21 protein-coding genes are annotated in these 20879 nt (G+C 70.8%); 12 read left to right on the top strand and 9 right to left on the bottom strand.

Going from position 1 to position 20879, the window contains the following annotated elements:
- Window positions 1–9 precede the first annotated feature (9 nt).
- Genes pqqA through pqqB form a run of 6 tightly spaced genes read left to right on the top strand, consistent with a single transcriptional unit; the run spans window position 10 to window position 4873 of the window.
- A complete protein-coding gene (gene pqqA / locus AB0435_RS08285; RefSeq protein ID WP_366426486.1) occupies window positions 10–237 on the top strand; it encodes a pyrroloquinoline quinone precursor peptide PqqA in 228 nt (75 codons plus the stop codon).
- The gene (gene pqqC, locus AB0435_RS08290; RefSeq protein WP_366426487.1) at window positions 231–929 is read left to right on the top strand and encodes a pyrroloquinoline-quinone synthase PqqC; all 699 of its coding nucleotides are present in this window, start codon (window positions 231–233) and stop codon (window positions 927–929) included. Before pqqA ends, pqqC begins: the two co-directional genes overlap by 7 nt.
- A complete protein-coding gene (gene pqqD, locus AB0435_RS08295; protein WP_366426488.1) occupies window positions 926–1270 on the top strand; it encodes a pyrroloquinoline quinone biosynthesis peptide chaperone PqqD in 345 nt (114 codons plus the stop codon). The genes pqqC and pqqD overlap by 4 nt, the downstream gene beginning before the upstream one ends.
- Complete coding sequence (gene pqqE, locus AB0435_RS08300; protein ID WP_366426489.1) at window positions 1263–2327, top strand: pyrroloquinoline quinone biosynthesis protein PqqE; 1065 nt, start codon at window positions 1263–1265, stop codon at window positions 2325–2327. Before pqqD ends, pqqE begins: the two co-directional genes overlap by 8 nt.
- 57 nt (window positions 2328–2384) lie before the next feature.
- Complete coding sequence (locus AB0435_RS08305) at window positions 2385–3962, top strand: hypothetical protein (protein WP_366426490.1); 1578 nt, start codon at window positions 2385–2387, stop codon at window positions 3960–3962.
- A gap of 17 nt (window positions 3963–3979) precedes the next feature.
- Complete coding sequence (gene pqqB / locus AB0435_RS08310) at window positions 3980–4873, top strand: pyrroloquinoline quinone biosynthesis protein PqqB (protein WP_366003973.1); 894 nt, start codon at window positions 3980–3982, stop codon at window positions 4871–4873.
- Between the two features lie 19 nt (window positions 4874–4892).
- Here pqqB and AB0435_RS08315 read toward each other — a convergent pair whose 3' ends face one another.
- Window positions 4893–6419, bottom strand: coding sequence for a YfcC family protein (locus tag AB0435_RS08315; protein ID WP_366426491.1), 1527 nt, complete (start codon window positions 6417–6419; stop codon window positions 4893–4895).
- 221 nt (window positions 6420–6640) lie between these two features.
- On the bottom strand, window positions 6641–7192 hold the full coding sequence (locus AB0435_RS08320) for a hypothetical protein (RefSeq protein ID WP_366426492.1): 552 nt from the start codon (window positions 7190–7192) through the stop codon (window positions 6641–6643).
- 38 nt (window positions 7193–7230) lie between these two features.
- Between AB0435_RS08320 and AB0435_RS08325 the strand changes: the two genes are divergently transcribed.
- The 5 genes from AB0435_RS08325 (at window position 7231) to AB0435_RS08345 (ending at window position 14170) form a co-directional block, all read left to right on the top strand.
- Window positions 7231–8400: a helix-turn-helix transcriptional regulator gene (locus AB0435_RS08325; protein WP_366426493.1), complete on the top strand. Its 1170-nt coding sequence runs from the start codon at window positions 7231–7233 to the stop codon at window positions 8398–8400.
- 362 nt (window positions 8401–8762) lie between these two features.
- Window positions 8763–9080 carry a hypothetical protein gene (locus AB0435_RS08330; RefSeq protein WP_366003976.1) on the top strand — a complete coding sequence of 106 codons (318 nt, stop codon included), beginning with the start codon at window positions 8763–8765 and terminating at the stop codon, window positions 9078–9080.
- Between the two features lie 513 nt (window positions 9081–9593).
- Window positions 9594–9920 (top strand): hypothetical protein, encoded by a 327-nt coding sequence (locus tag AB0435_RS08335; RefSeq protein ID WP_366426494.1) that lies wholly within the window; start codon window positions 9594–9596, stop codon window positions 9918–9920.
- Between the two features lie 89 nt (window positions 9921–10009).
- The gene (locus AB0435_RS08340; RefSeq protein ID WP_366003978.1) at window positions 10010–12880 is read left to right on the top strand and encodes a M56 family metallopeptidase; all 2871 of its coding nucleotides are present in this window, start codon (window positions 10010–10012) and stop codon (window positions 12878–12880) included.
- Window positions 12881–13333: 453 nt separating this feature from the next.
- Window positions 13334–14170 (top strand): alpha/beta fold hydrolase, encoded by an 837-nt coding sequence (locus AB0435_RS08345; RefSeq protein WP_366426495.1) that lies wholly within the window; start codon window positions 13334–13336, stop codon window positions 14168–14170.
- 89 nt (window positions 14171–14259) lie between these two features.
- On the opposite strand, the gene AB0435_RS08350 is transcribed toward AB0435_RS08345, so the two are convergent.
- The 7 genes from AB0435_RS08350 to AB0435_RS08380 form a co-directional block, all read right to left on the bottom strand.
- Window positions 14260–15642, bottom strand: coding sequence for a nucleobase:cation symporter-2 family protein (locus AB0435_RS08350; protein ID WP_366426522.1), 1383 nt, complete (start codon window positions 15640–15642; stop codon window positions 14260–14262).
- 244 nt (window positions 15643–15886) lie between these two features.
- Complete coding sequence (locus tag AB0435_RS08355; protein WP_366003982.1) at window positions 15887–17284, bottom strand: 8-oxoguanine deaminase; 1398 nt, start codon at window positions 17282–17284, stop codon at window positions 15887–15889.
- A 20-nt stretch (window positions 17285–17304) separates the two neighbouring features.
- Complete coding sequence (pucL, locus tag AB0435_RS08360; RefSeq protein WP_366003983.1) at window positions 17305–18201, bottom strand: factor-independent urate hydroxylase; 897 nt, start codon at window positions 18199–18201, stop codon at window positions 17305–17307.
- Window positions 18202–18209: 8 nt separating this feature from the next.
- Window positions 18210–18635, bottom strand: a complete 426-nt coding sequence (uraH, locus tag AB0435_RS08365; RefSeq protein WP_366426496.1) for a hydroxyisourate hydrolase — start codon at window positions 18633–18635, stop codon at window positions 18210–18212.
- Entirely contained in the window at window positions 18632–19186 is a 555-nt protein-coding gene (uraD, locus tag AB0435_RS08370) for a 2-oxo-4-hydroxy-4-carboxy-5-ureidoimidazoline decarboxylase (protein WP_366003985.1), read from the bottom strand. The genes uraH and uraD overlap by 4 nt, the downstream gene beginning before the upstream one ends.
- Before the next feature lie 100 nt (window positions 19187–19286).
- Window positions 19287–19622 (bottom strand): helix-turn-helix domain-containing protein, encoded by a 336-nt coding sequence (locus tag AB0435_RS08375; RefSeq protein ID WP_366004038.1) that lies wholly within the window; start codon window positions 19620–19622, stop codon window positions 19287–19289.
- Window positions 19623–19672: 50 nt separating this feature from the next.
- Window positions 19673–19927: a thiamine-binding protein gene (locus tag AB0435_RS08380; RefSeq protein WP_366003986.1), complete on the bottom strand. Its 255-nt coding sequence runs from the start codon at window positions 19925–19927 to the stop codon at window positions 19673–19675.
- A 105-nt stretch (window positions 19928–20032) separates the two neighbouring features.
- On the opposite strand from AB0435_RS08380, the gene AB0435_RS08385 reads away from it, so the two are divergent.
- Window positions 20033–20860 carry a TIM barrel protein gene (locus AB0435_RS08385; protein ID WP_366003987.1) on the top strand — a complete coding sequence of 276 codons (828 nt, stop codon included), beginning with the start codon at window positions 20033–20035 and terminating at the stop codon, window positions 20858–20860.
- Window positions 20861–20879: the final 19 nt, after the last annotated feature.

Raw genomic sequence — 20879 nt, forward strand, 5'->3', positions numbered from 1 at the left:
GGAAACAGCATGGCCGAAGCGGTGACGACCAGCGTTCCCCGGCCCGTCACGGAATCACCGGCCCCGGGCTCGCGCCCCGGTCCGGTGACGGCGGAGCGAAGCGCCGGCACGGCGCGGCAGGCTCCGCCCGCACCCCGCGAGAGCCCCGGCGGGCCCGCGCTCCGGCCCTGGTCACCACCCGCATTCACGGACATCGAGCTCGGCCAAGAGGTCACGGCCTACGCCGGGCGATGGTGATGACCACCGCCTGGAGCACGGAGGAGTTCACCACCGCGCTGCGCGCCCACTCCGACCGCTACTGGCACAGGCACCCGCTGCACCTGCGCCTCCACCGCGGCGAGCTGAGCCGCCAGGAGCTGCGGCAGTGGATCGCCAACCGGTGGTACTACCAGAAGTGCCTGCCGCAGAAGGACGCGGCCATCGTCGCCAACTGCCCGGATTCGGAGGTGCGTCGGCGCTGGGTGCGGCGGATCCTCTATCAGGACGGCACCGACGACCGGCACGGCGGCCACGCCCAGTGGCTCGACCTCGCCGAGGCCGCGGGCCTGAGCCGCTCGGAGGTGCTGGACGAGCGCCATGTGCTCCCCGGCGTCCGCTTCGCCACCGACGCCTATGTCACCTTCGCCCGCACCCGGCCCTGGACCGAGGCCGTGGCCTCCTCGCTCACCGAGCTGTTCTCACCCGACCTGATGCGGGAGCGCCTCGAAGCGCTGCGCGCGCACTATCCCTGGGTCACCGCTTCCGGCCACGCCTATTTCGCCGAGCGCCCGGCCGCCGCCACCTGCGACGCCCGGCACGCCCTGGAGCTGGTCCTCGCGCACTGCACCACACGGGAGCGGCAGCAGGCGGCGCTGGCCGCGCTGGCGTTCAAGTGCGATGTGCTGTGGAGCATCCTCGACGCCCTCGAACACGCGGGCCGGGCCCGGTGAGCGCGGGCGCGGTTCCGGCTCCGGCTCCGGCTCCGGCTCCGGCGAGCAGCGCCGACGCGGGGGTCCGGTGGCGGTTGCGCGGGGGCGTGCGGCTGGGCCACGACCCGGTACGGGACGTCGGCATCCTGCTGCACCCGGAGGGTGTCCTGTTGCTCAACGACACAGGCGCGGCCGTGCTCGCGCTGTGCGACGGCGCCACCGGCGAGCACGCCGTCACCCGGGCCCTGGCGGGGCGGTATGCGTCGGTGTCCAGCGAGGAAGTGCGGTCGTTTCTCGCCGAGTTGGCGCGGCGGCGGCTGGTCGAGGCCTGCCCCGCTCCCCCGGAGCGCATCGATGGATAGGCCGTCGGGGATGCTGGCCGAGCTGACGTACCGCTGCCCACTGCACTGCGCGTACTGCTCCAACCCGGTGGAACTCGATGCGTATACAGAGGAGTTGACTCTGTCGCAGTGGTGCCGGGTGCTCACCGAGGCCCGTGAGCTCGGGGTGCTCCAGATACATCTGTCCGGTGGGGAGCCGCTGGTGCGGCGCGATCTGGCGGCGATCGTCGCGCACGCGCGCGGCCTCGGTCTCTACACCGGCCTGATCACCGGCGGTCAGGCCCTGACGGCGGCCCGGCTCGCCGGGCTGGTCGCCGCCGGACTCGACCATGTGCAGATCAGTGTGCAGAGTTCCGACGCGGCGGAGGCGGACGCTCTCGCCGGCCGTCCGGCGCACCGGCGGAAGCTCGCGGCCGCCGCGCTGGTCAAGGAGGCGGGCCTGCCGCTGACGCTCAACGCCGTGCTGCACCGCGCGACCATGGGGCGCGCCGGGGCGCTGATCGAGCTGGCCGTGCGGCTGGGTGCCGACCGGCTGGAGCTGGCCAACGCGCAGTATTACGGCTGGGCCCTGCTCAACCGCCGGGCCCTGCTGCCCACGCGCGAGCAGCTGGCGGCGGCCGAGTCCGTGGTCCGGGCCGCGCGGGAGCGGCTGGCGGGGCGGCTGGAGATCGTCTATGTGGTCTCGGATCTGCACGACGGGGTGCCCAAGCCCTGTATGCACGGCTGGGGCGGCCGCCAGCTGACCGTCGCTCCCAACGGCGATGTGCTGCCGTGCTCGGCGGCGGCGCGGATACCGGGGCTCGCCGTGCCGAACGCCGGGCGGTCGGGCCTCGCCGACATCTGGTTCCGCTCCGAGGCGTTCAACCTCTTCCGCGGCACGGAGTGGATGCGGGAGCCGTGCCGGAGCTGTCCGCGCAAGGAGATCGACCACGGCGGCTGCCGCTGCCAGGCGTTCCAGCTGACCGGCGACGCCGCGGCCACCGACCCGGCCTGCCGGTTCTCCCCGCACCACGGCCTGGTGCGCGACATCGTCCGCGACGCCGCGGCCATACCCGGCGCGCCCCTCCCCCGCGGCTGAGGACGCCCCGGCCCGTACGCCCGCATCCACCACCTGGCACCGCAGGGAGACAACGCCATGAATCCGCTGCCACCGGCCGGGCTGTCGGTCACGACCCAGCACAACGACAACCGCCGCACGGGCGCCAACCTGCTGGAGACGGCCCTCCATCCGGGAAACGTCCGCCCGGCCACCTTCGGCAAGCTGTTCAGCCGCGCGGTGGACGGGCAGATCTACGCCCAGCCCCTCTATCTCGCCCGCTGCCCCGTCGAGGGCCACGGGGTGCGCAATGTCGTCTTCACGGCGACGATGCACAACAGCGTCTACGCCTTCGACGCCGACGACCCTGCGGCCTCCGCGCCGCTGTGGCACGCCTCCCTCGGCCCCTCGGTCACTCTGCCCGACGCCAACGTGGGGCCGCGGGGCTACCGCGACATCGCGGTCGAGGTGGGGGTGCTCAGCACGCCGGTCATCGATGTGGAGCGGCACGTCCTGCATGTCGTCGCCTTCACCAAGGAGCAGGGCGCGTACCACCACACCCTGCACGCGCTGGACCTCTCCACCGGCCGGGAGGCGCTCGGCGGGCCGGTGCGGATCACCGCGACCGTGCCCGGCACGGGTGACGGCAGCGCCCAGGGGATGCTGACCTTCACCAGCAACCGGCAGATCCAGCGCGCCGCGCTCACCCTGGCGGGCGGCCGGGTGTACGTCGCGTTCGCCGCCTACGGCGACCAGGACCCATACCACGGCTGGGTGTTCGGCTTCGACGCGAGCGACCTCCGGCGCACGGGGGTGTACGTGACCACGCCCGGCACCCGGCGGGGCGGGATCTGGCAGGCGGGCCAGGGGCTCGGGGTCGACGACCGGGGAAACCTGTACTTCATGACGGGGAACGGAGGTTTCCGCCCGGACGGCTCGGAGCTCGGTGACGCCGTCGTCCAGCTGACCCCCGACCTCAGGCTCGCGGACTGGTTCTCGCCCTTCAACAACGCGGCCCTGGACGCCGCCGACGCCGACCTGGGCTCCGCCGGGCCGCTGCTGATCCCGGGCACCCGGCTGTTGCTGGGCGGCGGCAAGGAGGGCAAGTTCTATCTGCTGGACACCGGCAACATGGGCCGCTTCCAGGCCGGTTCGGACAGCCAGATCGTGCAGAGCTTCTATGTGGTGACACCGGACCTCGACACCCATCACATCCACGGCGGCGCGGTGCACTGGAACTTCCGGGGCGGCGGCGGGCCCTGGGTGTACGTATGGCCGGAGAACGCCTTCCTGCGCGCCTACCGCTTCACCGGCGGCACGCTCCAGACGGCGCCCGTGTCGACGAGCACCACGACCGATCCCAAGAGCGTGCCGGGCGGTTCGCCCGGGATGCCCGGCGGGTTCCTGTCCGTCTCCGCCGACGGCGACGACCCGGCGACGGGCCTGGTGTGGGCGACGCATCCGTACCGCGACAACGCCAACCAGGCCGTGGTCGAGGGTGTCTTCCGCGCCTACCGGGCCACCGACCTCACCCAGGAGGTGTGGAACAGCAAGATGAACGCGGCCCGCGACGACGTGGGCCTGTTCGCGAAGTTCGCGCCGCCGACGGTCGCGGGCGGCAGGGTGTACGTGCCGACGTTCTCCGGTGTGCTCCAGGTGTACGGGCTGCTGGGCTGACGGGAGAGGGGCCGGCGATGAGGCTGCGTGTTCTGGGCACCGCGGCGGGCGGTGGGCTGCCGCAGTGGAACTGCGCCTGCCCCGGCTGCACCCGGGCACGGGCCGGGGGCCCCGCGGTGTGGCGGACCCAGGAGTGCCTGGCGGTGAGCGCCTCGCCCGGCGCCTGGTATCTCGTCAACGCCTCCCCCGACATCCGGGCGCAGATCCTCGCCACCCCCGAGCTCTCCCCTCCGCCCGGCACCCGGCACACCCCGCTGCGCGGCGTGCTCCTCACCGACGGCGAGCTCGACCACACGGCCGGGCTGCTGGCGCTGCGCGAGGGCGCGGCGCTCGACCTCTTCGCCCCGGCGGCCGTGACCGCTTCCCTCGCCGAGGACTTCCCGCTGCGCGGCCTGCTCGCCCCGTACGGCGCGGCCCGTTGGCGGCCGCTCGTCGGTGGACTGGCCCTGGATGACGGCCGGTTGCGCGTCACCGCGATCCCCGTGAGCGACAAGCGGCCGCGCTACGCGGCGGGCTCCGCCCTGGCCGGGCCGTGGGTGGTGGCCTATCGCTTCGACGACACCGTGACGGGCGCGGCCGCCGTCTACGCCCCGTCGCTCGCCCGGTGGCCCCGGGGGCTGGAGGCCGCCCTGGCCGGGGCGGGGTGCGTGATCCTCGACGGCACCTTCTGGAGCGAGGACGAGATGGAGCGGAGGACGGGTCACGGCCCGGGGGCCCGCGCGATGGGCCACCTCCCCATCAGCGGTCCCGGCGGGACGCTCGTCCGGCTGCGCGGCCGCACGGGCGTGCGCTGTCTCTACACCCATCTCAACAACACCAACCCGGCGGCGGACCCGGCCTCGCGGGAGCGTTCCGCGCTGGCGGCGGCGCTCGTGGAGGTGGCCGCGGACGGGCAGGACATCCGGCTGTGAGCGCCGGTGCGCGGAACCCTCAGCCGGCGACCGCGCCCAGGGCCACGAAGGCGCAGATGAGGACGGACAGGAGGAGCAGCAGCGGCCAGACGAAGCGCAGGTACTTGTCGTAGCCGACCTTCGCCAGGGCGACGCCGCCCATGATGACGGCGGTGGTCGGCACCCAGAGGTTCATCACTCCGCTCGCCGCTCCCCAGGCGGTGACCACCACCGAGCGCGCGACGCCCGCGAAGTCGGCGAGCGGGGCCAGGATGGGCATCGCGAGGGTGGCGTGGCCGGAGGTCGAGGGGATGAGGAACGCCAGGGGCAGGTTGACGATGTAGACCATGATCCCGAAGAGCGCCGCCGGGGTCCCGGAGACCGCGCCTTCGATGGAGTGCAGGACGGTGTCCGTGATGCGCGCGTTGTTCATGATCACTGTGACGCCGCGGGCGAGCACGATGGTCAGCGCGGGGGCGATGAAGTCGCCCGCTCCCTGGACGACCCGCGCGCTCAGCTCCTGCTCGCCCAGCCGGGCCACGACCCCGATGAGCACGGCCGCGACGAGGAAGAGGGCCGCCAACTGGGCAAAGGACCAGCCGAGTTCCCAGCCGTACGGTGTCGCGTCGGCCTTCCCTGTGAGCGCGCTCGCCCACGGGATCACCGAGAAGATCATGAAGGCGAAGACCACGGTCACCGCGGCGAGCACGCCCTTCTGCAGTCCCGTCAGCTCGGGCGGCTCCTCGGCCTCCGCCGCCAGCTCGCGGTCCCCCGGCAGGAAGCCGACCAGGGAGCGGGCCGGGTCCGTACGCACCTTGTGCGCGTACCGCAGGACGTAGCCGATGGTCACCGCGGTGAGCACGATCCACATCGTGAAGCGCAGCACGATGCCGTCGCCGAGCGAGACGTCGGCGGCCGAGGAGGCGACGCCGGTGGCGAAGGGGTTGACGGTCGAGGCCAGCACGCCGACGCCCGCGCCGAGGATGATGGCGCCGGTGGCGACCATGCGGTCGTAGCCGAGGGCCAGCATCAGCGGCACGATCAGGCCGTAGAAGCCGAGGGTCTCCTCCGCGAAGCCCTCGACCGTGCCGAGCAGCGAGAAGACCGCCATCACACCGGCGATCAGCAGGGCCCCGCGCTCGCGCAGCCGGTGGGCGAGCCGTTCGATACCGCGGTCCAGGGCGCCGGTGGCGAAGACGACGGTGATGAACGCGCCGATGGCCAGCACGAAGAGGAAGACCCCGGCGCTGCCGTAGAGCGCGCCGACCGCGTCCGGGGCGACCTGCCCGGTCCCGCTGTCGCGAATGCCGTAGAGGCCGTTGACCGGGGAGAGGAAGAGATCCCCGAGCCGGTGCACGAAGTCCCCGGGCGCGGCCTCGTGGTGGTACGTGCCCTGGAGGGGCCTGCCGGTGCCGTCGCGGCGGTAGCTGCCGGAGGGGATCACGAAGGTGAGGGCCCAGACGACGACCGTGACAACGGCCAGGACGGTGAGAGCACTGGGAAAGACGAATCTCCGCCGGCCCGGGGGCACGGCCGTGGAGGCGGGGTTCTCGGCTGACTGATCCACGGGGGCCTCTCCGGGGGTGATGATTTCACCTATTTTGCCCGGGTTGGCGGGTGGGGTGGTGGCCGGGGGCGGGTGTGTCTGGGGGTTTCTGGGGTGGGGGGGCCGGCGCGGGGTGGTTCAGCTGGGACGACCCAGCAGTCCGCCGTGAACAGTTCGCCAGCGTCGAGAGCCGGGGGAAGAGGTTGGGCTGGTGGATGGCACACCGCCCACCCGGCGGCGGTTCAGAGGTGGAGGAGGCGGCTGTCGAAGCCGTCCTCGAGGAGGGATCGGTAGGCGGCATGCACGTCCTCCGGGACGTCCTGCTCGATGGCGAAGCCGAGCTTGGGATACTCGATCACCCGCTGCAGATCGCCGACGAGCTGGTCGACAACGAGCTTCTCGTCGCCGATCGTTTTCACGTAGTCGTCGAACTCCAGTGACGCCGAGGCACAGATGACCTCCACCTCGGGCCAGACCTTGCGGACTGCCTGCGAGTTGGATTCGGTGAACCCTGTGTGGTGAACCTCCGAGGCACGGCGCAGGAGTTCGTCGTACGTCTCGTGGTGCCACTCCGGCAAGCCGGCCCGATACTCCTCAGCAGGCACGATGACCTCGACCCGGCCACCGTGGTCCAGCACGGCTTGAGCGAACCAGGCGTCCGGCCCGTCCGCGATGCAGCTCGCCCCTACAAGGTCCACGGGGGCGAACGCCTTGACGACATCGACGAGGGCCGCGCGCACACGTCGCTCCACTTCGATGGGCAGGCCGCGGTGTCCGGTGATCCCTAGCCTCATGATTCCCTCACTCACACCTTGCGGCGTACTCTCGTGACATGGGCAACGCTGGCGAGAACGTGAAGACCGTTCGTAAGCGTAGGGGTTTGTCACAAAGGGAGTTGGCCGCCGCATCGGGGGTTTCGCTTTCGACCATCCGGAAGCTCGAACAAGGCGATCGGGAAGGCGCGCGGCTGGAGACACTGAGGATGCTCGCCGCAGCACTCCGCGTACCGACCATGCGCCTGGCCGCAGGACCACACGAGGAAGACCCGAGCACAGCGACGGTAGATCAATGGACAGAGGTCCGGAACGCCATTGAACGACCGCCGCTGACGGTCTGGGCGGACGACGAACCACCCACCGTCGCGGGGGTGCGCATCGCCGCCCAGGAGATCTCGCCGCTTTTCTCGGGTGACGAGTACGGCGCGCTGTCCGTGCTGCTGCCGCGACTGCTCCAGGAAGCCGACGCGCTGGGGCCGGAGGGCAGGGCCATCCGGGTGCGGCTTTTGCAGCTCGCGGGGTGGCTCATGGTCCAGACGCGGCAGTTCAGTGCCGCTGAGACGGCCTTGGAGCGCGCTCTGGACGATGCGGCAGACCGCATGGAAGCCGCTGCCACGGTCAACACGCAGTGCTGGCTGCTCCTGCGCCAGGGCGAGTTGAGCAGGGCGTACGACTTGGCCGTGAAGTGGGCGGACGAGACAGAACCCAAGATTTCCCGTGCGACTCCGGCGGAATTGAGCACGTGGGGGTGGATGCTCCTTCGGGTATCTGCCGCAGCCGTCCGCAACTCCCAGCCTGGGGACGCCGCCGACGCTCTCAGGTTCGCCAAAGCGGCAGCTGTCGCGCTCGGCAGGGAATTCTCCCCGGAGAACGACTTCTTGAGGACGTTCGGACCCACGACGGTGGCCCTCAAGAGGGCGGAGAACGCAAGTGTCGCGGACAGGCCTGACGTGGTTCTCAGACTGGCCGAGGCAATCCCCGCCAAGGGGCTCAAGCCGACGTCCAATAATCGCAACCGGCACCTTTTGGATGTCGCCGACGCCTATGCCAAAACAGGCCAGTACGCCGAAGCGTTCGGGAAGCTCGGGCAGATCAACAACGACAGCCCGGAGTGGCTGCCGAACCAACGGTACGCCCGCGTGATCCTCGGACGGGTGATCAAGGGTCGACGCACATTGACGGCCGAGATGCGAGCCATGGCCGACGTGGTGGGACTGCCGTTCTGAACGATCACTCAGGGCACTTCCGTCCGGCGGATAGCCGAAGTGCCACAGACAACCGCAGCTCCGCTTCCTAGGTTTGCCCGCAAGCCAGGAAGAGAGAGCAGGCGCGACAGGATGACAAGCGAAGCACGGGCACGACCGGCCCGAATGATCGCCGAACACGGCACCGGCGGCGCGCTCATGGTGAGTCGGACCCTGGGAGAGTCGCCGGACGGGCCGGACCCCTCCACCGGGTCCATGGCGTACCCACCCTGCGAGTGCTCCCGGCACCGGGCCGGTAAGGGTCAGCCTGACGCCGCCGCCCTGCGGCCGGTCGCCGACACTTCGGCCGCAGCGCCGGAGCCGACGCACAAGGAGCGGCTCGCATGATGATCGTCCCCCTGCCTCCTTGGGGCGTCGTCCCCGTGCCGCGCACCCCTTCTCGTAGGCCGCAGTCCACATGCACCGAATGCCTGCACCTCAACATCGCACTCCGCACAGCACAGTGCGCGCCCGACCCCGCCGAAGAGCAGGCCGTCCGAGTGCGGATGGCACGCCATTACGAAGCGGAACACGCCACCCAGCGCAGCGAGAGCGCGACCTTGTCGGACGACGGTGGAGACAAACCCCCGGGCGAGCCGCCCACACCCGACGGCGCGCCCGGCGTTCCCAACCCGCCGAAGGCCGAGGCTTTCACCCGGTGACCACCGACGCACACCATGAGCGCCCCGGCCGGCCGAGCCGGACGCGCCCTCAGGGCCGGCGGTGCCCTGTCGACGTGCGGTTCCGCATGCCGAGGCATGAGCCTCTCCATCATCCAACTCCACCCGCATACCATCCAATTCATGACCGCATCGGCCTCCCGGACCACAACGCGATCAGGCAAAGAGACATCACACGTACGACCTGAGCACTAGCGTCTGTGGCGATCCGACAACGACGTCGCGCAGGGGTGGGTTCGCATGGACGACATGGAAAGGCCGACCGCTCAAGGTCTTCCCCCGCTTCCCGGCGATACGCTGCGTGAAGTGGTGCGCGACGTCGCCGTCAAGACCGCGCCGGAGGAGTTGCCGCTCATCGCGGCTCTGGGCCGCCTTGACGGGGCCGGAACAGGCCGAAGAGCCGGAACAGGCCGAAGAGCCGGAACAGGCCGAAGATTCACTCGCGGCCCGAAAGGCCCGAGAGGCCGCGACTTCCTCGGATTCGGGCTCGACGAGATGGTCGTCCTTACGGCCCCCATCGTGTGGACGGCGGTGCAGGAGGTCGCCAACCGGATGGCGAGCTCGGCGGCCGACAGCCTGGTGGGGCGCATCCGCTCCACTGTCCGGGGCAAGCTCAGGCGCAACAGGCCGGACGCGCCACTGCCCAGCTTCGGGGACAGGGAACTGGCCGAGGTGCACCGCCGGGTCCTGGAACTGGCCCGGCAGAGCGGAATGGAGCCGGACCGGGCAACGGTACTGGCCGATGCCGTCGTCGGCCGCCTTTCCCTGGGAACCTCGGGTGAGGACACACATGGCGACGCCCCGGACGGGGACGCCTCGTGACGACGCGGAGCGCGGTCGACGGCCGAAGGTCAAAGGGATCCACTGCCCTCGACGAGCGAACTCTCAACGCCGGCACAACATTACGGTTCGTGCTGCTGCTTCTCCTGTTCGTGGCCGGCAGCGTGACGATGACGCAGGGCATTTTCGACGCTCTGTTCCACATCGGCAACGGACGCTGGCTCGACTGCGCGCTGGCGGATGGGTACAACCCGGCCGCCAGCTATCAGTCCCAGATGGCCTTCATGATTTCCAGCAAACACGACCGAACCATGACGGCCTGCACGGCATCGGAAACGCACATGCCCTACTGGCTCCCTCTCGCCGCCACGGCAGTACTGGTAGCTGCCGCGTATGGGCTGTACCGACTGCTACCTGTATGGAAGGGCCGGAAATCGCGGGTCGTCCCGCTCGGCGAAGCAGACGTGAACGGCACGCTGCGCCCCGTATTGGACGAACTGGTCGCTACCGCCGGACTCGCCGCGCACCCGCCACGCATCGTGGTCGATCCGAGAGCGACGACGGCAAGTGCCGTCGTCTTCGGCACACGGAAGCGGGCGACCGTCCGCCTCAATGGTGGTCTGCTCGTCAAACTCTCGACGGAGCCGGACCGGTTCCGCGCCGTGGTCCTCCATGAACTGGCCCACATCCACAACGGCGACATCCCCGTCACCTACGCCACGGTCGCGCTGTGGCGCGTCTTCCTGGTGGTCGTGCTACTGCCCCGAACCGCCCTGCTCATCCGCGGCGCGATCCCGGACGACGTGGCACCGACGTCCATGGGGTACACGGCCGTCGGCACGCTCAGCGCGGCCCAGGCAGTGCTCATTGTCGTGCTGGTCTATCTCGCCCGCGCGGACATCCTGCGCAGCCGGGAGCTCTACGCCGACCTCGCTGCCGCCCGCTGGGGCGCGGATCCGGAAGCCTGGCTGTCGCATGGGACCGGGCGTGCCCACAACCAGAGCCGCCGCGCCCGGGCTTGGGCCGGCTTTCGGGAACTGTGGCGCACACACCCGTCATGGACGCTGCGGAACCGATCGCTGACCGACCCGTCCGCCCTCTTCGCCCTGGGCGCCTTGCCACTGTTCATCACCGGGGCCACATCCGACATCGTTTCGACCCAGCTGTGGAACTACTCCCTGGGTTTCACCGACTCATTGCACAACTGGTCCGATGGCGTACCGGCGTTGCTGCTCGCGGGCCTGATCGCCGCCATCACCGTCGTGGCTCTCTGGCGCGTGGTACTGCACGCGGTACTCACCGGAGGGCGGGTGCCGTCCGGCTGGCGCGCGGGGCTGGGGCTCGGCACGGGACTCGCCGTATGCGAGTTGACCGACCTGGAAGTCACCGGCACCCATTGGATGCCCGATCACCCCGAAGCTCTGCTGATCTTCGTCGCGGTGGCCGTGATCCTGACCGTCTGGACCACTCAGTACGCCGAACTCCGGATCAGAATGGCGCAAGGACGGTCGCTGCGTCCCACGATGGCCGCCGGGATCCTCGCGTTCTGGCTCGTCCTGGCCCTCGCCCTGATCTGGTGGAACGACGAAGGCTTCCTGATACCCAACGGCTGGCCCTGGTCGGCGGTCAGCCAACTCGACACGATCGGCCTGCGCGGCCTGCCCACAGCTCACCCGGACCAGATTCTTCAGATCGCCACGGTCCTCATCGCCCTGCCCGGGATCTTCGACAATTCGCTCGGCGGGCTGTGGTGGGCGGCGCCCCTGCTCTGGCTCCTGCCGATGCTGGCCTGGGCCGGACACCCGCCGACGCGCGCCGCGCCATGGCTCACGCGGGCGCTGCCCGCACGCGCCGGACGGGCACCGCTGTCCTCACACCTGCCCCGTACGGACAGGATCCTGCGGGCCGGTCTGGCCGGCGGCCTCGCCGGCTGCGTGGGCCTGCTCGCCGTACGGGCGTACACCGGCACCCAGCGCGCGTTCTTCACCACGGCATGGGGGGCGTACGAGATGCGCTTCATCACCTGGGTGATCATCGCGATCTGCGGCGCGGCCATCCTGACGTCCGTCGTGGTCGCGTGGCAGGCCCCGCAACGCTTCGCACTGCTGACAGCGCTGATCGCCGGCGCTGTCGCAGCCATGATCGGCCTCGTGTTCCACTGCGTCCTGGCGGCCGTGGACGGCTGCCTCGGCCCGCTGAACGTCCAGTCGACGCAGTGCGCCGTGCGGCCGGCCCAGTCGCTCAACAACGGTCTCCTGATGGTCGTGGGCGACGCGCTCTGCCTGGCTGTCCTCATCGCCGCGCTGGCCGCTGCCGCCGTCGTCGCCGCCCGCTCGCTCCGCCGCGGCCCCGTACCACCGGAACACCCGGCCGACACCGCGGGCGGCGGGGCAGCGCGCGGCCGTGCACGCTGGCGCGTCGCGACTGCTGTTGGCGCAGCCGTGGCCGTCGCGGCGATCGCGAGTACGTATCGCCACTCACCGCGGAACCCCGCCGACCATGCCGTCGCCGCCACGGCGCCCAACGGCCCCCGACCCGCCGTTTCCAAGGCTGGTGACGCGCCGACGGCGATCGCTGCGATACAGGTCACTGCGTGGAAGGCCGTCGGAGGCCAGGATGCGGCGGGAAGCCTGGTCTCCGCGGAGGACACCTTCTACAAGGCGTTTCGCACCGCAAGTCATGCCCCGGACGAGGCCGCCGCCCTGACGGTCTTCAATGCGCAGGTGCCTCCGACCTGTGCCGAACTCGCGCGGGCGACACGCAGCGCTGACGCGTTCTTCCCTGTGCCCGTCGCTGCCGGGCAGCAGCATTGGCGCGAAACGATCAAGCGCTTCCGGATCTTCGCCACCGCCTGCGACACCACCGTGAAAGAGCAGGCCACGGACGCCAGCGTCAAGGCTCTCGCCACCGCTCACAACAACGCGGCAGATGCGGCAATCGCGTTCATCGACTGGCTTTCCGGTCGTTCCAGCATGCCGTCCGGAGACACCGGAGGCGGATGACGCCGCAGGGGAGCGCGAGGAGGACCTGGTGGAGGCCGGCGCGCTCGACGACCCGGCGCACCTTGCCCAGGCCGGAACCGCGCCCTACCCCATGCGAGGCTTGTGCTTCCTCCCTTCAGAACCTTCCGTCTCACGTGCATACTGAGGGCCCGGAAGGCCACCCGGGGACACGCGGCCGACGGTCCCGGCTCCTCCTCGGGCGGTACCGGGGCCGGGACCTGACGGTGCATCATTCGACGGGGGACGTCGGACGAGGTCACCCTTGGCTCCCTCCTCGGCCGGCACTCATGGGAATCATCGCGCGTTGCCCAAGTTCCGCACTCCTCGGGAGCCGTCTTGCACATACCCAGATACGTCACCGCCGTCTGTGCCGCCGCCGCGGCTACGGTCTTGGCCACCTCCCCGCCCGCGGCAGCGGAGACCGGCCCTTGGCAGGACAATTTCCTTCCCGCCATGGTCTATTCCATTCTCCGCCTCGACATCGATCCGCCGGGCGCCAATGACTGGAGCTGCCGACCCGGCGCCGCCCACCCGCGTCCGGTCGTCCTCGTACACGGCACCTACGAGAACCGCTACAACAACTGGGCCCGGATGTCCCCCGAGTTGAAGGCCCAGGGCTACTGCGTCTACGCCCTCGACTACGGCGACACCGACGACGCCGGAGTGGCTCTCGCCCCCACCGTCAAGGGTTACGGAGACATCAAGAAGTCCTCCAAGGAGCTGGCCGCCTTCGTGGACAAGGTGCTCGCCGCCAGCGGCTCCGGCCAGGTGGACCTTGTCGGCCACTCCCAGGGCGGGACTCTGTCCCGCTGGTATCTCAAGGCCGACGGCGGCGCGAACACGAGCGACCCCTCGAAGAACAAGGTCAAGAAGATCATCCAACTCGGCGCGACCAACCACGGCACCACCATGAGCGGCATCGAGACACTCGCCGACAAGCTCCACATACTGGAGCCCGGGGCGAAGCCCCTAGGGAAGGCGGGCGTCCAGCAGTACGAGAAGTCCGACTTCATCAAGGAGCTCAACGCCGACGGCGACACGGTTCCCGGGGTCGACTACACCGTGATCGCCACGAAGTACGACGAGATCACCACCCCCTGGCAGAGCACGTTCATGACGGCGGGCCCCGGAGCGACGGTGCAGAACATCACCTTGCAGGACGGCTGCTTCGTCGACTTCTCCGCCCATCTGAGCATGACGTACAGCCCGCGTGCGATCGGACTGGTCGAACAGGCCCTGGACCCCTCAGCCCCGGCGGCTCCCTGCGTGCCGAGGGCGCCCGCCTTCTGATTCCGGCCCGACGGTCCGCCTTGGCCGATGACGATTCGTCGGTCGGCCGCCGGAGTCCTACTGGAAACGGTTCACTGAAGGACAGGTGATCACTCGCCGCCGCTCCCGGCCCCCCGCCGCCCCACGTGATTGAAGAGCAGATTGAGCGCCACCGCCGAGATGCACCCCGCGCTCACCCCCGAGTCCAGGATGATCTTCAGGGTCTGGGGGATCGCCGCGTTGTCGTAGAACGTGTGGGAGACCACCGGGATCAGCCCCAGGCCCAGGGACGTCGCCGCGATCAGCATGTTGTCGCCGCGGTCCAGGCCCGCCTTGAGGAGGACGTTCACGCCGCTCGCCGCCACGCTGCCGAAGAGGACGATGCCCGCGCCGCCGAGGACCGGGCGGGGGGCGACGGCGATGAGGGAGGCGAAGACCGGGCTCAGGCCGAGGAGTACGAACATCACCCCGCACGCCGCGACGACGAAGCGGCTGCGGACGCGGGTGATGGCGACGAGGCCGATGTTCTGGGCGAAGGCGCTGTTGGCGAAGCCGTTGAAGAGCGGGCTGACGGCGGTGCCGAGGGTGTCCGCGCGCAGGCCGCGCGCGATGACCTTCTCGTCCGCCTCACGGCCGACGACCTCGCCGAGGGCGAGCATGTCGGCGGTGCTCTCGGTCATACAGACCAGCATGAGCACGCACATCGACACGATCGCGGAGACCGCGAAGTGCGGGGCGCCGAAGTGGAAGGGACTGGGGAAGCCGACGATCCGGGCGTGCTCGGCGGGCCCGATGTCGACGGCGCCGAACGGGATGGCGATCAGGGTGCCCGCGACCAGGCCGAGGAGGACCGCGATCTGCTGGAGGAAGCCGCGCAGCAGCCTGCGCAGCCCGAGGACGACGGCGAGCGTCGCTCCCGCCAGCCCGAGGTCGGTGAGCGACGCGGGCCGTGCCGTCTGGCCGCCCTGGATCCACTCGAAGGCGACCGGCAGCAGCGTGATGCCGATCAGGGTGATGACGGTGCCGCTGACGACGGGCGGGAAGAAGCGGACGAGTTTGCAGAAGTACGGGGCCAGGAGGAAGCCGAGGACCCCGGCCACGATCACCGCGCCGTAGATGACCGGCAGGGCGTCCCCCTTGTGGGGCTGGGCGTTCGCGACGGCCACCATGGGGGCGACGCCCGCGAAGGAGACGCCGTTGACGAACGGCAGCCGGGCCCCGACCTTCCAGAACCCGATCGTCTGGAGCAGGGTCGCGATGCCCGCCGTGAAGAGCGCGGCGCTCACCAGGAACGTGATCTCCAGCGGGGAGAGTCCGAGGGTCGCGCCCAGGACGAGGGGCGGCGCGACCACGCCCGCGTAGCTCGCCGCGACGTGCTGGAAGCCGCCGGCCAGCAGCTTCCCCGGTGGCAGGAGCCGGTCCACCGGGTGGACATCGGCGCTTTCGCCGCCCGCTGCGGCCGGCTCGGTGCTTCGCTCGGTGAACCTGGGCACTGTGGCCACGGCGGTTCCTCCTGTCGATTTTCGTGTCGCCGATGTGACACGGCTTCAGGGAGGCGGCGCTGCAAGGAAGAAGGGGGTGACGAGAGAGCGGGAACGGACCGGGGCGCCGTCGTGCGGGCACCCCGGTCCGCCGCCCGTGGGACCCGGAGGTCCACGGGCCCGGCCGAGGGCCGTCCCCCTCCGCCGGGTCCCGGGCCGGCCCGTGCCGGGTCAGGCCGGGCCGGAACAAGGGGCGTCAGCCGCCTGCCGCGATGTGCGCCAGGCGGCGGGACGCGTCGCGGGCGCCACGGGCGACGGCGTCCTCGTCGACGGTGGTCGGTCTGCCGTCCTCGACGACCGCCCGGCCGTTGATCAGGGACAGGGTCACGGGCGCGGCCGCGCCGAGCACCAGGGCGGCGACGGGGTCGGCGATGGTCGAGTGCCCGAGGCCGTCGAGCTTCCAGAGCACGAGGTCGGCGAGCTTGCCCGGCTCCAGGGACCCGATCTCGGCCGCCCGGCCCAGGACTTGGGCGCCGCCGTACGTGCCCATCCGCAGCGTCTGACGGACATTCAGCGCGGCCGCGCCGCCCGCGAGCCGGTGGATCAGCAGGGCGTTGCGGAGCTCGGTGTGCAGTTCCCCGGACTCGTTGGACGCGGTGCCGTCGACGCCCAGGCCGACGGGGACGCCGGCCCGCAGCAGGTCGGGGACGCGGGCCGTGCCGGCCGCGATCCGGGCGTTGGAGGAGGGGCAGTGGCCCACGCCCGTGCCGGTGCGGGCGAAGGCCGCGATGTCGGTGTCGTTCATGTGGACGCAGTGGGCCATCCACACGTCGTCACCGAGCCAGCCGGTGGACTCGAAGTAGTCGGTGGGCCCCATGCCGAACAGCTCCTTGCAGAACTGCTCCTCCTCCACCGTCTCCGAGCCGTGGGTGTGCAGGCGCACACCCTTGCGGCGGGCCAGCACGGCCGCCTCACGGAGCAGTTCGGTGGAGACGGAGAAGGGCGAGCAGGGGGCGACGCCGATCCTCAGCATCGAGTCGAAGGCCGGGTCGTGATAGGTGTCGATGGCCTCCTCGGTCGCGATCAGCGCGGCCTCGGTGGTCTCGACCGCGAAGTCGGGGGGCAGGCCGCCGTCGGACTTCCCGCGGTCCATCGAGCCGCGGGTGGGGCTGAACCGCATGCCCATCTCGCGCGCGGCCCGGATCTCGGCGCCGAGGAGGTCGCCGGAACCGCGGGGGAAGACGTAGTGGTGGTCCATGGCGGTGGTGACGCCACCGCGGACCATCATCGCGAGGGAGCCCCGCGCGGCGGCGTACACCATCTCTTCGTCGATCCGCGCCCAGGTGGGGTAGAGGGCGACGAGCCAGTCGAAGAGCGCGGAGTCCTGGGCGAGGCCGCGGGTGAGCCACTGGTAGAAGTGGTGGTGGGTGTTGACGAGGCCGGGGGTGACGAGGTGTCCGGTGCCGTCGACGCGGCGGACGACTCCGGTCAGGCCCGCGGGGGCCGGGCCCGGTCCCACGGACTCGATCCTGTTCCCGGCGACGACGACGTGGCCGCTCGGGTGCTCCGTGTCCTGGGCGTCGACGGTGGCGACGGCGCAGTTCTCGATGACGATCCGCTCGGGTGCGTGCGGTGCTTGCGGTGGTGCGGCCACGGTGATTCCTCGCAGTCGGGTCACGGGAGGTTCGTCAGGTCCACCGGGATGGCGGCCTCGGCGCCCTCACGCAGGACGGTGGCCTCGATGAGGCCGTACGGGCGGTCGGCCGCGAAGTAGACCTCGTTGTCGTTCTTGAGGCCGAACGGTTCGAGGTCCACCAGGAAGTGGTGCTTGTTCGGGAGCGAGAGGCGGATCTCGTCGATCTCGGGGCGGCGGTCGATGACCCGCGAGCCCATCTGGAAGAGCGTCTGCTGCAGGGAGTAGGAGTACGTCGCGGCGAACGCGGTCAGCAGGTGTTCCCGGGTGGCCGTGTAACTGCCGTTCCAGTCCGGGGATCTCACCGTGTCGTCGAACCGGGCGTGCCGCCAGCGGGCGTGGACCTGCGTGGCGAGGATCCGGTCACGGGTCTCCTGGAGCGTGGTGTAGCGGTCCTTGACGTAGCCGTGGAACTCGGAGTCGGTGGTGTTGAGCACCACGAGGTCCTTGAGCCCGGATATCACCTGCCACGCGCGGCCGTCGAAGGTGATCTGCGCGGTGCGGGTCTCCTGGTTCGCGCGGACGAAGGAGTGCCGCCGCTCCCCCCGGGTCTCCATGCGCTCCCAGGTGTACTCCTCCAGCCTGATGCGCGCGGTCCTGACGGCCGGCTGGCTGACGACGAAGTGCCGGGCCAGGTGGACTCCGAACGCCTCGGCCGAGGCTATGCCGCGCTCCTTGGCGAAGGCGAAGACGGTGTTCTTGGTGGCATCGGTGGTCAGGACCCGGGAGTTGGAGCCCGAGAGGTGGACGTCTTCCATGTCACCGGAGAGCGCGACCGAGACGTTGAGGTCCTTGATGTGGTGGGTGTCCCCGTCACGGGTGACCTTCAGGACGCGCGTCTCGGCTTTGCCGTACTGGTTCTGGCCAAGGATGGGCATGGGGGTCGCTAGCTCCCTCGGTAAACGGAATAGCCGAACGGGTTGAGCAGCAGCGGTACGTGATAGTGCTCGCCCGGTGTGACGGCGAAGGCGATCGCCACTTCCGGGAAGAAGGCCATGCCCCGGGCCTGCTCGTGGGATGGCTCACCTGAGGGCTCACCAGAAGGCTCGTGGGAGGGCTCGCGGGAGAGGGAGAGATAGGGCTCGACGGCGAAGAGCAGCCGCGCCTGGGTGGTGCCGGGGGGCAGTGGGGGGAAGTCCTTGCAGCGGCCGTCCGCGTCGGTGGTCGAGGTGCCGGCGGGCTCCCACGGGCCGTCGCCCTTCTCCCGCTTCTCCCGTACGGCCAGTTCGACGGTGACGCCCTGGGCCGGGCGGCCGATGGTGGTGTCCAGGATGTGGGTGGACACGGTCGTGGGGGTCGTACCGCTGCTCATGGTGGCGCTCCTCCGTCGTCGGGCCCGGGCACGGCGATCGCCTCCCGCGGCCCTTCCGCGAGCCGTGTCAGCCGGATGCGATTGATCTTGCCGAGCTCTGTGCGCACGATCTCCCGCTCGCGTTCCGGCGTGTTGTCGATCCGGTTACGGATCGCGTCGTACAGCTGTCCGGCGGTGAGGCCGGTGGCGCAGATCAGGAAGACGTGCCCGAACTTCTCCTGGTAGGCGAGGTTCCGCGCGAGCATCTCGGCCCGGAGGGCCGCGGGCGCGTCCGCCATGCCCCGCTGTTCGCGGGCGGACACGGCGTCGCCCGGGGTGGGGCGGCCGATGGGCGGGTGGCCGGCCATCGCCTCGGCGAGGTCGGCCGGTGTCAGGGCGGCCATGGCGGTGTCGCCGGCGGCGCACAGGGCGGCGGTGTCGGGGTAGGGCCGGCGGGCGAGCAGGGCGCTCGCCCACGTCCGGCTCGCGCAGATCTCGCGGAGCGCGGCGCGGGCCGCGCTGTCCGCCACCTCGTTGAACCGGGTGAGCCCCGGCGTCGGACTCGAAGTCACGGGTGCCTCCGTGGCCGCTCGTCGGTGGGCGTGGAAGGACTGCGCATAGCTAACGCCTCGAAGAACACGACGTCAACAGTTTGTTGAATCCCGCGGCCCGTCAATCCGCGCGACGCCCCTCACCTCGGGAGGGGTTCTCCCGATTCAGGTAGTTGTAGACGGTGAAGCGGCTCACGCCCAGCGCCGATGCCACGGTCTCCACGCCGTGCCGCACGGAGAAGGCGCCGCGCGCCTCCAGGCCCCGTACGACCGACTGCTTGGTCCTGCGGTCGAGTTCGGCCAGCGGCAGGCCGTGCCGGCGTTCGAGGTCGGCGAGGATGTGGTCGAGGGAGTCGGAGAGGTGCGGCAGGCGTACGGCGACGACCGCGCGCCCCTCCCAGGACAGCAGCACGTCGTCGCCCCGGGCGCGTTCCGGGTCGATCATCTCGCCGCCCATGGCGTCGACGAGCGGCTGGACCGCGGCGCGGAAGGCGTCGTCCGCGGCGGTCACGAACCGTCCTCCCCGACCACGTTGAGCTGCAAGGACACCCGTGTCGCACCGGCGCGCAGCGACTCGCGGAGCACCTCGTCCACGGTGGCGAGCACCACCTCGGCGCGGCCCTCCGCCGTGGTGCCGAACGGGCCGACGTCCACGGCGTCCAGGTCGGCGTCCTGGACGACCTCGCGGGCGGCCACCGCGTGGGGCGGCGCCTCGTCGAGGTCGAAGGGCTCGGTCGTGAACTCCACTCGCAATCGCAGCATGGGCACACGGTAGCTCCGCGGCTGCCCTTGACAGCCTTCCCGGCCCGCATGCACGCTTCCATTGAGCAGAATTCAAATTCCGCAATACGGAAGCGAGAATCCCCGATGGGTCTTCCGGAGCTGCGCTTCGATGTGAATCTGTCGATCCTCTTCACCGAACTCCCCCTCCTGGAGCGGCCCGCGGCAGCGGCCGCGGCGGGCTTCACGGCGGTCGAGCTGTGGTGGCCCTGGCCCGACCGCCCCGTGCCGGAGAAGCGCGAACTCGACGCCCTGCGCGGCGCGTTGCGCGACGCCGGGACACAGCTCGTCGGCCTGAACTTCTTCGCCGGACAGCTGCCCGGCCCCGACCGGGGCGCGCTCTCGATCCCCGGCCCGGCGTCCGACGGCTTCCGCGCGAACCTCGACGTCGCCGCCGGCTTCGCGGCCTCGCTGGGCTGTACGGCGCTCAACGCCCTCTACGGCAACCGCGTCCCGGGCGTCGACCCGCGGACGCAGGACGCGCTGGCCCTGGAGAACCTCGTGCGCGCGGCGCGCGCGGCGGACCGGGTGGGGGCGGTGCTGCTGATCGAGGCGCTCAACGCGGTGGAGTCACCGCTGTACCCCCTCACCGGCGCGGCGAAGGCGGTCGAGGTGGTCGAGGCCGTGAACGCGGCGAGCGGCCTGGGCAACGCGCGCTTCCTGATGGACCTCTACCACCTGTCGATGGGCGGCGAGGACCTGCGCGCCGTGATCGACGACCACACCGCCGTGACCGGCCACGTGCAGATCGCGGACGCGCCCGGGCGCGGGGCGCCCGGATCCGGAGCGCTCGACTTCCCCGAACTGCTGGGGCACTTGGGGAAGGCGGGCTACGGAGGGTGGGTGGGGCTGGAGTACGGGGCGCCGCGCGCCGACGCGTTCGGCTGGCTGGAGGACTTCCGGCACACCGACTGAGCCTCAGCCCCACGAACCC

The sequence above is a fragment of the Streptomyces sp. NPDC051173 genome, assembly GCF_040689515.1.
Lineage (GTDB): Bacteria > Actinomycetota > Actinomycetes > Streptomycetales > Streptomycetaceae > Streptomyces.